The sequence below is a fragment of the Sphingobium sp. TomMM35A genome (genome assembly GCF_054771735.1).
In genome coordinates, this window is sequence record NZ_BSRC01000001.1 from 1,320,792 (window position 1) to 1,334,445 (window position 13,654).

Sequence of the window (13,654 nt, forward strand, 5' to 3'; positions counted from 1 at the left end):
GTATCTGCTTGCCTTGCCATTCGGCCCAAGACTGCGCCCCATTAAGAAAAGGGAAAGGGCTTCGACAGGCTCAGCCCGAACGGGTGAGAAAATGTGCCCGGTGCATTAGGCGAGGTGCGGCGTTCCCGCAAGGATTTGCCGTGCGGCGTCGCAGTCCTTCGCGATCTGGGCCGTGAGGGCATCAAGCCCTTCATATTTCGCCTCTGGCCGAAGAAATTGGATCAACTGCACCTCGATGCATTGATCGTAGAGGCTTTCGGAAAAATCGAAGAAATGTGGCTCCAGCAACTCCTTTGGCGGGTCGAAACTAGGCCGGATGCCAAGGTTTGCAGCACCGTCGAGAATACGGCCATCCGGAAGCAGCCCTCGCACGGCATAAATGCCATAGGCCGGGCGAAGATAGTGCCCAAGATCAACATTGGCAGTGGGGAAGCCGATCGTGCGGCCAACCTTGTCGCCATGCTGAACCAGCCCTTGCACCGCGAAGGGGCGCGTCAGCAGGCGAGTTGCCGTGGCGCAGTCACCGGCTTTCAGCGCGGCGCGGATGCGGCTGGAGGAAACCACCTCTCCGCCCTGGTCCGTTACCGGCGCGACGGCTTGGGCGCTCATGCCCCGCGCGGCGCCAAGTTCGGCAAGCGTGGCGACCGTGCCGGTGCGGCCCTGACCAAAGGTAAAGTCCTGACCCGTCACCACGCCCGCGACGCCCATGCCGTCGACCAGCAGATCGACGAAATCCTCCGGGCTCAAGGCGGCCAGTTGACGGGTAAAAGCGAAAACGAGCATCGCGTCGGCACCGGCGGCGGCGAACAGGCGTTGCCGCTGATCAAGGCTGGTGAGACGGAACCACGGGTTTTCCGGGCGGAACAGGCGCATGGGATGCGGGTCGAACGTCGCAACGATGACGGGACGCCCCTCCGCGCGGGCACGCTCCACCGCGCGGCCGACGACCGCCTGATGACCGAGGTGAAATCCGTCAAAATTGCCCAGCGCCATGATGCCCCCGCGCAGATGGGCAGGGATCGGGACGCCGCTTTCCAGCCGCTGCATGGCGGTGGCTATAGGGAGATGGCCGGGCGCTGGCAATGCGGCTTCAAGAGCCGGGCCGGCGGCGGAAGGTGACGAAGCTGTAGGCGGGATATGTGCCCTCGCCCGGATGATCGCTGCGGGCGGTTTGCTGCCATTGCGCGACATCAGGATAAGGGATCGCTGCGTCGCCGGGTGCGTCGATATGCACTTCGGTCAATTCGATGCGGTCGGCATGGGGAAGGAAGAGATGGTGGATCTCCGCCCCCCCGATCACCATCGCGGCAGGACCGCCCGCAAGGCGCAGGGCGGACGTGACGTCATGGGCGACCTCCGCCCCCTCCCCACTCCAGCCTTTGTCACGGGTGAGGACAATGTGGCGCCGCCCGGGAAGCAGGCCGGGCAGGCTGTCGAACGTCTTTCGGCCCATGATCATCGCGTGACCGAGGGTCAAAGCCTTGAAATGCTTGAGGTCGGCGGGAAGCCGCCAGGGCAGCCCCCCATCCTTGCCGATCACGCCATTATCGGCGCGGGCGAGGACGAGAACGACTTCCTGGCGGTTGGTCACAGGGTCAGCCGGGTAACATGGCCCATCTTGCGGCCTGGGCGGGCTTCATGCTTGCCATAGAGATGCAGATGAGCGGAGGGATCGGACAGGATCGCTTGCCAGGCGTCAGCTTCCTCGCCGATGAGGTTGTGCATCTGCACTCGCCGCGCTGCCAGCCTGGTGTCGCCCAAGGGCAGGCCGCAGATGGCGCGGACATGGTTTTCGAACTGGCTGGTGACGGCGCCTTCGATCGTCCAGTGACCGCTATTGTGGACGCGGGGGGCCATTTCGTTGAAGACGGGGCCATCGCCGCTGGCGAAAAATTCGAGGGTCAGGACGCCGACATAGCCGAGAGCCTCGGCAACCTGCGCCGCCAGTGCGCGCGCCGCTTGCACCTGCGCCTCGATGCGAGGGCCGCCGGGCGCGGTGGAGGTGGAGAGGATGCCGTCGACATGGACATTGGCGGGCGAGTCCCAGAAGCGGACTTCGCGATTCGCGCCGCGTACGAGGATGACGGAAAACTCCTCCTCGAAGGTTACGAAGCCTTCCAGGATGGCGCTTTGCCGACCGATGGCATCCCATGCCGCAGGAGCATCCGCTGGCCCGTTGAGGCGCGCTTGCCCTTTGCCATCATAGCCCATGCGATTGGTCTTCAGGATCGAGCGGTTGCCGACCGTGACGATCGCTCGACCCAGATCATCCAAGCTTTCGACCGAGGCGAAAGGCGCGGTAAGGCCGCCAAGATCGCGGACGAAATTTTTCTCGGCAAGGCGGTCCTGTGCCACGCGGAGAGCCTGCGCACCCGGGCGGACGAGGCCGTGGGTGGAGAGGACCTCGACGGCGGAGGGGTCGATATTCTCGAACTCGTAGGTAACGACATCGACGCTGTCGGCGAAGGCGGACAGCGCGGCGGCGTCTTCGTAAGCGCCTCGGGTCCAACAGCGGGACACGTCTGCGGCCGGGCCGCTTTCTTCCGGCGCATAAATATGCGTGCGATAGCCAAGCTGCGCGGCGGCGATCGCGATCATGCGGCCGAGCTGGCCGCCGCCAAGAATGCCGATGGTGGAACCGGGCGCTATGGTCGTCATCTTATTCAGGCGTCTCCGCGACATCGTCCGTCTGCTTTTCGCGCCACATTTCCAGCCGCCCGGCCAGTTCCTCATCCGTCGTGGCGAGGATCGAAGCGGCCAGCAGGGCCGCGTTGATCGCACCGGGCTTGCCGATGGCGAGAGTGCCGACCGGAATACCGCCGGGCATCTGGACAATGGACAGAAGGGAATCCATGCCCTTCAACGCCTTTGACTCGACAGGCACGCCAAGGACCGGCAGACGCGTCATCGAGGCCGCCATGCCGGGAAGATGAGCCGCGCCCCCTGCCCCCGCTATGATGACCTTCAGCCCACGCCCCACCGCGCCGGTGGCATAATCATAGAGGCGCTGCGGCGTGCGATGAGCGGACACGACCTTGCATTCATGCGAAACACCAAGCGCACTCAACGTTTCGGCTGCGTGGCGCATGGTTTCCCAATCGGATCGCGATCCCATGATAATGCCGACGCTGGCGGCGCTCTCTCCGGTCATTCGCCTGACTTCCCCTGATGGCGCGGAAAGCAAAGCCCCTTAGCCGGGCGACCGGCAGGGGGCAATGCGAGATTTGCGCGCTTAACGTTCCGACAGATAATAGCGGTCCTTGGCCGTCAGATCGTCGGCAAGGTCATAGACGATGGGCTGACCGGTCGGGATTTCCAGCTCCGTGATCTCGTCGTCCGGAATGCCGGACAGATGCTTTACCAGAGCACGGAGCGAATTGCCGTGGGCGGAGATGAGGACGCGCTTGCCAGCCTTGAGCTCCGGCACGATGCGGCTTTCCCAATAGGGCAGCACGCGGGCAATGGTGTCCTTGAGGGACTCTGTCGACGGGATGGCGATGCCGTCATAGCGGCGGTCCTTCGACAGGTCGAACTCACCGCCCGGCTCCAGCACCGGCGGCGGGATGTCGAAGCTGCGGCGCCAGATCTTCACCTGCGCGTCGCCATGCTTGGCGGCCGTCTCCGCCTTGTTGAGGCCGGTGAGGCCGCCATAATGACGTTCATTGAGGTGCCAGTCCTTTTCCACCGGCAGCCAGAGACGGCCCATTTCCTCGAGCGCAAGATTCAGCGTCTTGATCGCTCGGGTCTGGACCGAAGTGAAGCAGCGGTCGAAGTCGAGGCCTTTTGCCGACATCAGCTGGCCAGCGGCCCGCGCTTCCTCCACGCCCTTTTCGGTCAGGTCCACGTCCCACCAGCCAGTGAAGCGGTTTTCCAGGTTCCAGGCCGATTGGCCATGGCGGATGAGAACGAGGGTGGGCATGTAACGCATCTCCTGCACTAAGAGCGATGATGGCGCTTCCCATAACGCCGGAAATGACGGGCGCAAGCTTGCGCGGCCGGACGGCCGTCCCACATTGCAGTGGGCCGGGCGATCGGATAGCTCCGGGCAAGCAAGCATAAGGAAGCGGCATTTGGCATTTGTGAAGGGCGTCTGGCGCATATTGGTCGCGATCAAGGACGGGCTGGTTCTGCTGTTCCTGCTCGGCTTCTTCGGCCTGCTCTATGCTGCCCTGTCCTGGTCGCCCAAGCCCGCGCGCAGCGTGAGCAGTGGCGCTCTGCTGCTGAAGCTGGACGGCACCATCGTTGAGCAACCGGCAGAGGCAGATCCCTTTTCGCTGCTGACATCATCCGGGCCGCAGACGAAGGAATATCGCCTGTCCGATGTCGTCACCGCATTGGAGGCGGCAAAGACCGACGGCAAGGTAAAGGCGGTGGTCCTGAACCTCGACGGGTTCCTTGGCGGCGGTCAGGTCGCGCTGTCCCGCGTTGGCAAGGCGCTGGATGCGGTGCGTGCCGCCAACAAGCCGGTCTTCGCTTTCGCCACCATCTATAGCGACGACAGCTACCAGCTTGCCGCGCATGCCAGCGAGACATGGGTCGATCCTCTTGGCGGCGTGGCCATACAGGGGCGCGGCGGATCCGGCCTTTACTACAAGGGCCTGATCGACAAGCTGGGCGTCAACACGCATGTCTATCGCGTCGGGACGTACAAGAGCTTCGTTGAACCCTTTATCCGGACGGAGCAGTCGCCCGAAGCGCGCCAGGCCAATCAGGCGCTGGCCGATGCATTGTGGCAGGATTGGCAGGAGGAAGTCGCCAAGGCCCGCCCGCGCGCGAAGCTGGCTGCCTATGTCGCGAACCCGGCAGGAGCGGCCGAAGCGGCGCGGGGCAATCTTGCCAGGGCGGCACAGAATGCGGGGCTGGTGGACAAGCTGGGCGACGAGGCCGCGTTCGGCAAGCGCGTAGCGCAGGTCGCAGGGGAGCCGTCCGACGATCGCGTCGGGGATTTTGCGAGCATTGACCTTAGCAGCTATGCCAAGGCCCACCGACCCGCCAATGACGGGCAGATCGGCGTGATCACCGTGGCTGGCGACATCGTGGATGGTGATGGTGGCCCCGGCAGCGCTGCCGGCGACACCATCTCTGCCCTGCTCTACAAGGCATTGTCGGAAAAGGACCTTAAGGCACTTGTCGTGCGCGTCGATTCTCCTGGCGGATCGGTGATGGCGTCGGAAAAAATCCGCCAAGCCATCATGGAAGCCAAGCGAAAGGGTCTGCCGATCGTCGCATCGATGGGCAATGTCGCGGCGAGCGGCGGCTATTGGATATCCACGCCCGCCAACCTCATCTTTGCCGAACCCGGCACGATCACGGGGTCAATCGGAGTGTTCGGCATCTTGCCAAGCTTCGAAGGCACGCTCGCCAAACTCGGCATCACGACCGACGGGGTTCGGACCACGCCGCTTTCAGGCCAGCCGGATCTTGCTGGCGGTACGACGCCTGAGTTCGACCGCATCATGCAGATGGGGATCGAAGATATTTACGGCCGCTTTGTCGGGCTGGTGGCGCAGGCGCGGCGCAAATCGCCCGAGCAGATCGATGCCATCGCTCAAGGCCGCGTGTGGGATGGCGGCACGGCGAGGCAGATTGGCCTTGTCGATCGCTTCGGCGGGCTGGAGGACGCGATTGCCGAGGCAGCGAAGCTGGCGAAGATCGATCCCGCAAAGGCAAAAGCCTATCGCATCGAAAAGGAACCGGACAAATTTGCGGAGTTCCTCCAGTCGATGACGGAGCGGGATGATGAGGATGCAGATGCTCCCCGCGACATGTTGAGCCGACAGGCGATGATCCAGCGGCGCTGGGCAATGCAGGCGATTGCAGACGTGCGCGGCCTCATCGGCGGTGCCGGCGTGCGGGCGGATTGCCTGGAGTGTCGTGGCTATGGCGCGCCACGGCGGGCGAGTGCTGCGGATGAACGTGGCTTGCTGGCATTGCTTGCCAGCCTTTGGCGGTGAGGCGGACGGCCTAGCTCACGGACTGCGGGGCGCGCCTACGGCCCTTCGTCTGTCCGTCATTCTCTCCTCAACGGCCACCCCGATATGTGGGCAGGCCAATGCTTCGCCAGATCGCGACTGCGCGAAGCAGGAAGCCGAGAACCGCTGCGACGAGGCCTGCTACGGGGACATCCAGACCCCACCAGCGTAGCATGACGAACAGGCCGGAGGCGAAGGCGGCGGCGGTCACATAAAGTTCCGGGCGCAACAGGATGGAGGGCTCATGCGCGAGCAGATCGCGCAATATGCCGCCGACGCAGCCGGTGACGACGCCCATCATCGCAGCGACGAACGGCGGGATGCCGTAGCTCATCGCCTTGGCGGCGCCGAACACGGCGAAGGCGGCAAGGCCTATCGCGTCGAGCCAGTCGAGCGCCCGGTCGCTCCAAAAGCGGCGCGGCGTGAACCAGATGAGCAGGGCCGCGACCATGCAGGTTATTGCCGGGACCGGATCATGCACCCAGAAGACCGGCGCGCCGATCAACAGGTCGCGCACGGTGCCACCCCCTACCCCCGTGACCAGCGCGAAAAATGCGAAGGTGACGAGCGTCTGACCCAAGCGAGCGGCGGCCAAAGCGCCGGATGCGGCAAACACGAAAATGCCGACGATGCTGAGCGTTTCCAGCACCGGGCCGATTTGCTGGAAAGCGGCGGCAGGCGAAAGCATGAAGCAATTAGCCAAATAAAAACATTCGGGCCGGCAAGGTCAACAGCGCCGGCCCGGATGCTCGCTTCCTATTTCGCGAGTTCAGCCTCGATCGCGGACACCAGGGCCGGATCGTCGGGCGTGGTGCCGGGGGCAAAGCGGGCGGCGACCGAGCCGTCCTTGGCGATCAGGAATTTTTCGAAGTTCCACAGCACTTCCGGCTCTTCCGTCGGCGTCATGCCGTAGCCGCGCAGCTTTTCGCGGAAGTCATCGCCGTCGCCGTCAGCCTTGGGCTGCTCACTGGTGAGGGCGGCGTAGAGCGGATGCTTTTCCGGGCCTGTCACGACGATCTTTTCGAACATCGGGAATTCGACCCCGAAATTGGTCGTGCAGAATTCAGCGATCTCGTCATTGCTGCCCGGTTCCTGACCCGCGAAATCATTGGCGGGGAATCCGGCGACCACCAGCCCCTTGTCCTTATAGTCGCGGTAGAGCTTTTCCAGCCCTTCATATTGCGGGGTGAGGCCGCATTTGGAGGCGACGTTGACAGCCAGGACCACCTTCCCCGCATAGTCGGCCAGGCTGGCGTCGGCGCCCTTGATCGTCTTGAGCGGAATTTGCTGGATCGCAGTCATGATCGTCTCCTTGAGAATCCGGATGGCGCGGACCTTGCCACTATATCGCCGCGCCGAAAAGCCTGCCCGCACCCGCCGTGACCACCATGGCGAGCACACCCCAGAATAGCACCCTCATCAGGGAACGGCCTGTGTTCGCCCCGCCGAGCCGCGCGCCCGCATAGCCCAGGACTGCAAGGCACAAGAGCGACGCCAGCACGATGACTGGCAAGGCCAGCGAAGACGGGCTGGCGACCGCTGCCAGAAGGGGCGCAAGTGCTCCTGCCGAAAAGGTGGCGGCCGACGTCAGCGCCGCCTGCACCGGACGAGCCGTGCTGATCTCCGAAATGCCGAGTTCATCGCGGGCATGGGCCGCCAGCGCGTCGGCATCCATCAGCTGCCGCGCGACTTCTCCCGCCAGTTCGGGCGTGAGGCCACGTTCCACATAGATGTTGCGCAGTTCCTGCCATTCCACCTCTGGCTGCTGCGCGATCGCATGCTTTTCCTTCGCAAGGTCGGCCCGCTCCGTGTCCGACTGCGCGCTGACGGACACATATTCCCCTGCCGCCATCGACATCGCGCCCGCGAATAGAGCGGCTATGCCCGACAGCAGGATCGTGTCGCGCGCAGCACCCGACGCAGCGACACCGGCGAGCAGGCTGGCGGTCGAGACGATACCGTCATTCGCGCCCAGAACCGCTGCGCGCAGCCAGCCGACGCGGTTGACATAATGGACGGCATGGTGCGCACGCGCATGCTCAAGTGCGCCTGAAGCTGATCCTTCCACCGCCGCCATGGTCGCCCCCTCCTGTTCAGCCGCTCAGGCCTTCGGCCTTTTCGGCCAGTTCCAGCCAGCGTTCCTCCGCTGCGTCCTTGTCGGCGCGGGCTTGCTCTATCGCTTTCGTCAGGGCGGCAAACCGCTTGGGATCACGCGTGTAGAGCGATGGGTCGGCAAGTGCCTCCTCGTCCCGCGCGATCTCCTGCTCCAGCTTCTCGATCGCCTTGGGCAGCATGTCGAGATCACGCTGATCCTTGTAGCTGAGCTTCGTCGACGCCGTCTTCGGCGGCGGGGGAGCGGCAGGCGCTTTCTTTTCCGGGCGGGGCCCGTTCCTGGGCTGGCGCTTGGCAACCCAGTCGGCATAGCCGCCGACGATGACATCGACCTGACCCGATCCATCAAGACCAAGCGTCACCGTCACCGTGCGGTCGAGGAAGTCGCGGTCGTGACTGACGATCAGGACCGTGCCGTCATAGTCGGCAATCACTTCCTGCAGCAGGTCGAGCGTTTCCAGGTCGAGATCGTTGGTCGGCTCGTCCAGCACCAGCAGGTTCGATTCGCGGGCGAATTCACGCGCAAAGAGCAGACGTGACCGCTCGCCGCCCGACAGGGTGCCGACGCGCGCCTCGGCGAGCGAGGGGTCGAACAGAAATTCCTTGAGATAGCCGTGGACATGCTTGCGTGAGCCGCGCACGTCGATCCAGTCGCCGCCCTCCGCAAGCACGTCGCGGACGCGCTTGTCGGGCTGCATCAGGCTGCGCTGCTGATCGATGAAGATCATGTCGAGCGACTTTGCCTGCTTGATCACGCCGCTATCCGGCGCGAGTTCACCCGTCAACAGCTTCAAGAGCGTGGTCTTGCCCGCGCCGTTGCCGCCGACGATGCCGATGCGGTCGCCACGCTGGATGCGCAGCGAGAAATCCTTGATGACGGTGCGATCTCCGAAATTCTTCGTCACATGCTCGGCGGTGATGACGCTCTTGGTCTTGCTGTCGTCGGCAGCGACCGCGATCTTCGCGACGCCCTGCGGCCCCACCATCGCCGCGCGTTGTTCACGCATCTCGTAGAGCTTGGCGAGGCGGCCCTGATTGCGCTTGCGCCGGGCGGTGACGCCGCGCTCGAGCCAATGCGCCTCGATCTTCAGCTTGGCGTCGAGCTTTTCGGCGGCACGCGCCTCTTCGGCATAGACGGCTTCCATCCACTCTTCGAAGCCGCCGAAGCCGATCTCATTACGCCGGATCGAGCCGCGATCCAGCCACAAGGTCTGCCGCGTGAGCCGGGTAAGGAAGGCGCGGTCGTGGCTGATGACGATGAAGGCGCCCGAATAGCGGCCGAGCCATCCTTCCAGCCAGTCGATGGCGTCGATGTCGAGATGGTTGGTAGGCTCGTCCAGCAGCAAAAGGTCAGGCTCGCTGGCGAGCGCGCGGGCGATGGCGGCGCGGCGGCGCTCGCCCCCGCTGGCGGTCGCTGCTTCGCGTGAGAGGTCAATGCCGAGCTGGCTGGCGATCGCCTCCACCTCATGCGCGGGCGGTGCATATCGGCCTGCCAGCGCGAAATCGCGCAGGGTGGCAAAGCCCGCGACGTCCGGGTCCTGCTCAAGCATGATGACGCGCGCGCCTGGCCGAACGGAACGCGTCCCTTCGTCAGGCTCGACCTGCCCGGCGATAAGCTTCAGCAGCGTCGTCTTGCCTGCGCCGTTGCGGCCGATCAGCGCCAGCCGATCCCGCTCCCCGACAAAGATGTCGAGGTGACGGAAAAGCCAGTGCGAACCCTGACTGAGACCAAGATTTTCGAACGAGAATATGGGTGCGGCCATGGCCGTGCAGCTAGGACTTCCAACGCGCCGGGGCAAGAGCGCGTGGAACCACATGCCGCCTCAATGTTTTCAACGCGCGTCAGCCCCCATTCATCGCAGCCGTTACAAATGAGCTGCATCGCTTTTTCAAGGAGATACGCTCATGAAGTCCGCCCTGGCCCTGATGGCCGCCGCTGCCGCTGTCTCGATTCCTGCCCTGGCCATCGCGCAGACCAATGTGACAATTGCCGAAACCGCGCCCGTGGTGACGCTGAACGTCACCGAGACGGTGGAAGCCGCGCCGGATCAGGTTGTGGTCGGCACCGGCGTTCAGACACGTGCGCCGACAGCCGCCCAGGCGATGCGGGAAAATGCGGCGAAGATGGACCGGTTGATCGCCACCCTCGCCAAGGCGGGGATCGCCAAGAAGGACATCCAGACCAGCGGCATCAACCTGAACGCCCAATATGACTACAGCAAGCAGAACGGCCAGCCTGCCGGGCCGCGCTTCATCGGTTATGAAGCGTCGAACCAGGTGACGATCAAGCTGCGCGACATCAAGAAGACGGGGCAGTTGCTGGACACGCTGGTCGAAGCGGGCGCGACCAATGTCAGCGGGCCGTCTTTCGCGATTGAAGATCCAACCCCCATGCTGGCCCAGGCGCGCGCGGCAGCCTTGAAGAGCGCCAAGACGCAGGCCGACTTTTACGCACAGGCGGCGGGCTATCGCTCGGCGCGGCTCATTTCGATCTCGGAAAACAACAGTGGTGGCCGCCCGCCCATGCCGATGCTCACCACCCGTTTCAAGGCAGACGCAGCCGAAGCGACGCCGGTGGAGCCGGGCCAGGTGGGATCGTCGGTGACGCTCACCGTCCAATATGCGCTGGAACGCTGATCCGGTAGCCTGTCTCCCCGCTGACAGCACCATTCACCACCTGTTCAATGCTTATCGCCTATGGCATGCCACATGACGATGAAGCTTAGCAGCCTGATTGCCGGTGTGGCCGCCATCGCCGCGATGGTGGCCGTACCCTCCTATGTCGAGGCCGGTCAGCGCGGCGAGCAGGATGCCGCGCGCCGGGCGATGCTGGAGGGGCAGACAATGCCATTTTCCCTCATCAAGCGGCGGGTCGACGCGGACATGGGTGGCGCAACCTATCTTGGCGCGGAATTCAATCCCGCTTCGAACCGCTATCGGCTGAAATATGTGAAGGACGGCAAGGTGGTTTGGGTTGATGCGGATGGACGCACGGGCAATATAATGGGCAGGGCGCACTGACGCGCCAAAGGGCAAAATACAAAGAAACGGAGCCATATGCGTCTGCTGATCGTCGAAGATGAACCAAGCCTTGGGCAACAGCTCCGCAACACGCTGGAGGGTGCGGGCTATGCCGTGGACCTCGCGACCGATGGCGAGGACGGACATTTCCTTGGCGCGACGGAAAGCTATGACGCGGTCGTGCTGGACCTTGGCCTGCCGACGATCGATGGGCTTACCGTGCTCGACCGGTGGCGCAAGGAAGGGCGCAGCTTCCCGGTGCTGGTGCTGACCGCGCGGGACAGCTGGTCCGACAAGGTCGCTGGGCTTGACGCGGGCGCCGACGATTATCTGGCCAAGCCTTTCCAAAGCGAGGAACTGATCGCCCGGCTGCGCGCGCTCATCCGTCGTGCTTCGGGCAACGCGTCGAGCGAACTGATCGCGGGCGATGTGCGGCTCGACACGCGTTCGGGCAAGGTGACGCTGAAAGGCGAGCCGGTGAAGCTGACCGCGCAGGAATATAAGCTCCTGTCCTACCTTCTCCACCACAAGGGGAAGGTGGTGAGCCGCACCGAGTTGATCGAACATATCTACGACCAGGATTTCGATCGCGATTCCAACACGATCGAAGTGTTCGTCACCCGCATCCGCAAGAAGCTGGGCGCGGACGTGATCACGACGATACGCGGCCTGGGCTACAGTCTGGACGAGCCGGGCCGCTGATCCTTCGCGGGTTCGGACGGCTTATTCCCCTGATCGAACCCATTGCGCGCTTTACTTCCCGCAAGAAGGTAGAACCTTCAACACCCTCGTGGCGGACGGACAGGGAGGTTCCGGCAAGTACCAATGAGCGAGTCCAGCGCCCCTCCTCCGGTTCGTTCCACCGGGTCGATCAGCCGCCGCATGATCGGCATTGCGGCGCTGTGGATCAGCATATTGCTGCTGGGCGGCGGGCTGGCGCTCGATCGCGTGCTGTCGCAAGCCATCACCCGCAATTTTGACGACGGCCTCAACTATGTGCTGACCGCGATGATCGCGTCGGCCGAGATCGGCCCGGATGGCGAAGTGCTGTTCAATCGCCCCCTCGCCGACCAGCGCTTCCTGGAGCCCAATAGCGGCCTTTATTATCAGATCAGCGCCAAGGGACATGAGGATTGGCGATCACGTTCGCTGTGGGACCGCGCGCTGAGGGTTCTGCCCGAGCATGATGATCGCAGCTTCCACGCCTATGACAGCAAGCAGTTTCCGGGCGAGGATCTGCGCATCATGGAACGGACCATCGTCCTGCCGGGCTCCGACACACGGTGGATGTTCATGGTCGCCGCCGCCCGCGCGGGGCTGGATGATCAGATCAGGACATTGCGATCAACCTTGACGCAGAGCTTCGCGCTGCTGGCGCTCGGCCTGATCGTTCTGACTACCCTTCAGACGCTCTACGGATTGCGGCCGCTACGCCGGGTGCGCAAGGAAATCGTGCGGATGCGTGCGGGCGAAAAGAACCGCGTCACCGATCCCATGCCATCCGAAGTGTTGCCGATGGTCGAGGAACTGAACGCGCTGCTCGCCCATAATGAGCGGCAGGCGGAAGAGGCGCGAACCCATGCGGGCAATCTTGCTCATGCGCTGAAGACGCCGCTGACCGTCATCATGAATGCGGCGACGGCCCAGTCGGCCGACCTGGGCGAGACCGTGATCCGCGAGGCGACGACGATGCGACGTCAGGTGGATCACCATCTCGCCCGCGCTCGTGCCGTCGGGCGGCGCGGAGCCGCGCAGAGCCGCGCGGAGGTATGGGCGAGCTTGCAGGCGGTCGAGCGCGCCGTCCAGCGCCTCTATCCCGAAACGCGGATCGACATGGATGGCGACAAGGAGGTCGCGGTCCGGGTGGAGCGTCAGGACCTGGACGAGATGCTTGGCAACCTCATCGAAAATGCCGCGAAATATGGCGGAGGCAGCGTCTTTGCGACCGTCAATCGCGCTGGGCCCATGGTCGAGATATTGGTTGAAGATGACGGCCTGGGCATTCCCGAAGAGGAACGTACCCGCATCTTCGACCGGGGCGTGCGGCTGGATTCCGGAAAGCCCGGCACCGGTCTTGGCCTCGCCATTGTGCGCGATGTAGCCGAAATTTATGGCGGGTCGATCAGCATGGAGGAAAGCGAGGACCTGGGCGGTCTCCTCATGCGGCTGCGTCTGCCGGCGGCCTGATGCGGCGGACGCTCTATCTTTCCGCCGGGTTTCTCTCGCTCGGCTTAGGTGCGGTCGGCATTTTCCTGCCGCTGCTGCCTACTGTGCCCTTCATGATATTGGCGGCATTCTGCTTTGCCCGGTCGAGCCCGGCACTGGAAGCAAGGCTGCTCGATCATCCGCACTTCGGATCACATATCCGGCGCTGGCGAAACAAGGGCGCGATCAGCCGTAGGGGAAAGCGGGCGGCATTGGCGGCTTTCGCGTTCAGCGCCCTGCTGGCGCTACTCCTCGCGCCCTTTCCCTGGTTCCTCATGCCGCTGGCGGCCGCGCTGATCGGCGGCACCTGGATATGGACCCGCCCGGAAGATGACGCCTGAGCG

General features: G+C 64.0%; 14 protein-coding genes and 1 pseudogene. 6 read left to right on the top strand and 9 right to left on the bottom strand.

What is annotated here, in order from left to right:
• Window positions 1-105: 105 nt before the first annotated feature.
• The 5 genes from ACYU8T_RS06520 to gpmA form a co-directional block, all read right to left on the bottom strand.
• Window positions 106-1,047 (bottom strand): bifunctional riboflavin kinase/FAD synthetase, encoded by a 942-nt coding sequence (locus ACYU8T_RS06520; RefSeq protein WP_461158884.1) that lies wholly within the window; start codon window positions 1,045-1,047, stop codon window positions 106-108.
• A 43-nt stretch (window positions 1,048-1,090) separates the two neighbouring features.
• The gene (locus tag ACYU8T_RS06525; protein ID WP_461158885.1) at window positions 1,091-1,591 is read right to left on the bottom strand and encodes a dihydrofolate reductase; all 501 of its coding nucleotides are present in this window, start codon (window positions 1,589-1,591) and stop codon (window positions 1,091-1,093) included.
• Window positions 1,588-2,658 carry a 5-(carboxyamino)imidazole ribonucleotide synthase gene (locus ACYU8T_RS06530; protein ID WP_461158886.1) on the bottom strand — a complete coding sequence of 357 codons (1,071 nt, stop codon included), beginning with the start codon at window positions 2,656-2,658 and terminating at the stop codon, window positions 1,588-1,590. The genes ACYU8T_RS06525 and ACYU8T_RS06530 overlap by 4 nt, the downstream gene beginning before the upstream one ends.
• Window position 2,659: 1 nt before the next feature.
• Window positions 2,660-3,151 (bottom strand): 5-(carboxyamino)imidazole ribonucleotide mutase, encoded by a 492-nt coding sequence (purE, locus tag ACYU8T_RS06535; protein ID WP_461158887.1) that lies wholly within the window; start codon window positions 3,149-3,151, stop codon window positions 2,660-2,662.
• 81 nt (window positions 3,152-3,232) lie between these two features.
• Complete coding sequence (gpmA, locus tag ACYU8T_RS06540) at window positions 3,233-3,919, bottom strand: 2,3-diphosphoglycerate-dependent phosphoglycerate mutase (RefSeq protein WP_247231442.1); 687 nt, start codon at window positions 3,917-3,919, stop codon at window positions 3,233-3,235.
• Window positions 3,920-4,070: 151 nt separating this feature from the next.
• Between gpmA and sppA the strand changes: the two genes are divergently transcribed.
• The gene (gene sppA, locus ACYU8T_RS06545; protein WP_461158888.1) at window positions 4,071-5,954 is read left to right on the top strand and encodes a signal peptide peptidase SppA; all 1,884 of its coding nucleotides are present in this window, start codon (window positions 4,071-4,073) and stop codon (window positions 5,952-5,954) included.
• 67 nt (window positions 5,955-6,021) lie between these two features.
• On the opposite strand, the gene ACYU8T_RS06550 is transcribed toward sppA, so the two are convergent.
• The 4 genes from ACYU8T_RS06550 to ACYU8T_RS06565 form a co-directional block, all read right to left on the bottom strand.
• The gene (locus tag ACYU8T_RS06550; protein ID WP_461158889.1) at window positions 6,022-6,660 is read right to left on the bottom strand and encodes a trimeric intracellular cation channel family protein; all 639 of its coding nucleotides are present in this window, start codon (window positions 6,658-6,660) and stop codon (window positions 6,022-6,024) included.
• Window positions 6,661-6,728: 68 nt separating this feature from the next.
• Window positions 6,729-7,274 carry a glutathione peroxidase gene (locus tag ACYU8T_RS06555; protein WP_097092742.1) on the bottom strand — a complete coding sequence of 182 codons (546 nt, stop codon included), beginning with the start codon at window positions 7,272-7,274 and terminating at the stop codon, window positions 6,729-6,731.
• A gap of 40 nt (window positions 7,275-7,314) precedes the next feature.
• Entirely contained in the window at window positions 7,315-8,049 is a 735-nt protein-coding gene (locus ACYU8T_RS06560) for a VIT1/CCC1 transporter family protein (protein WP_461158890.1), read from the bottom strand.
• A gap of 16 nt (window positions 8,050-8,065) precedes the next feature.
• Window positions 8,066-9,847 carry an ABC-F family ATP-binding cassette domain-containing protein gene (locus ACYU8T_RS06565; RefSeq protein ID WP_461158891.1) on the bottom strand — a complete coding sequence of 594 codons (1,782 nt, stop codon included), beginning with the start codon at window positions 9,845-9,847 and terminating at the stop codon, window positions 8,066-8,068.
• 142 nt (window positions 9,848-9,989) lie between these two features.
• Here ACYU8T_RS06565 and ACYU8T_RS06570 point away from each other — a divergent pair, with 142 nt between their 5' ends.
• From ACYU8T_RS06570 to ACYU8T_RS06590, 5 genes and pseudogenes are all read left to right on the top strand, one after another.
• The gene (locus ACYU8T_RS06570; protein ID WP_461158892.1) at window positions 9,990-10,721 is read left to right on the top strand and encodes an SIMPL domain-containing protein; all 732 of its coding nucleotides are present in this window, start codon (window positions 9,990-9,992) and stop codon (window positions 10,719-10,721) included.
• Window positions 10,722-10,768: 47 nt separating this feature from the next.
• Window positions 10,769-11,105: pseudogene (locus ACYU8T_RS06575) on the top strand (hypothetical protein).
• Window positions 11,106-11,141: 36 nt separating this feature from the next.
• Window positions 11,142-11,807: a response regulator transcription factor gene (locus tag ACYU8T_RS06580; protein ID WP_097091359.1), complete on the top strand. Its 666-nt coding sequence runs from the start codon at window positions 11,142-11,144 to the stop codon at window positions 11,805-11,807.
• A 180-nt stretch (window positions 11,808-11,987) separates the two neighbouring features.
• Entirely contained in the window at window positions 11,988-13,292 is a 1,305-nt protein-coding gene (locus ACYU8T_RS06585) for a sensor histidine kinase (RefSeq protein WP_201514837.1), read from the top strand.
• Window positions 13,292-13,651 (top strand): YbaN family protein, encoded by a 360-nt coding sequence (locus tag ACYU8T_RS06590; RefSeq protein ID WP_247231454.1) that lies wholly within the window; start codon window positions 13,292-13,294, stop codon window positions 13,649-13,651. Before ACYU8T_RS06585 ends, ACYU8T_RS06590 begins: the two co-directional genes overlap by 1 nt.
• Window positions 13,652-13,654 lie beyond the last annotated feature (3 nt).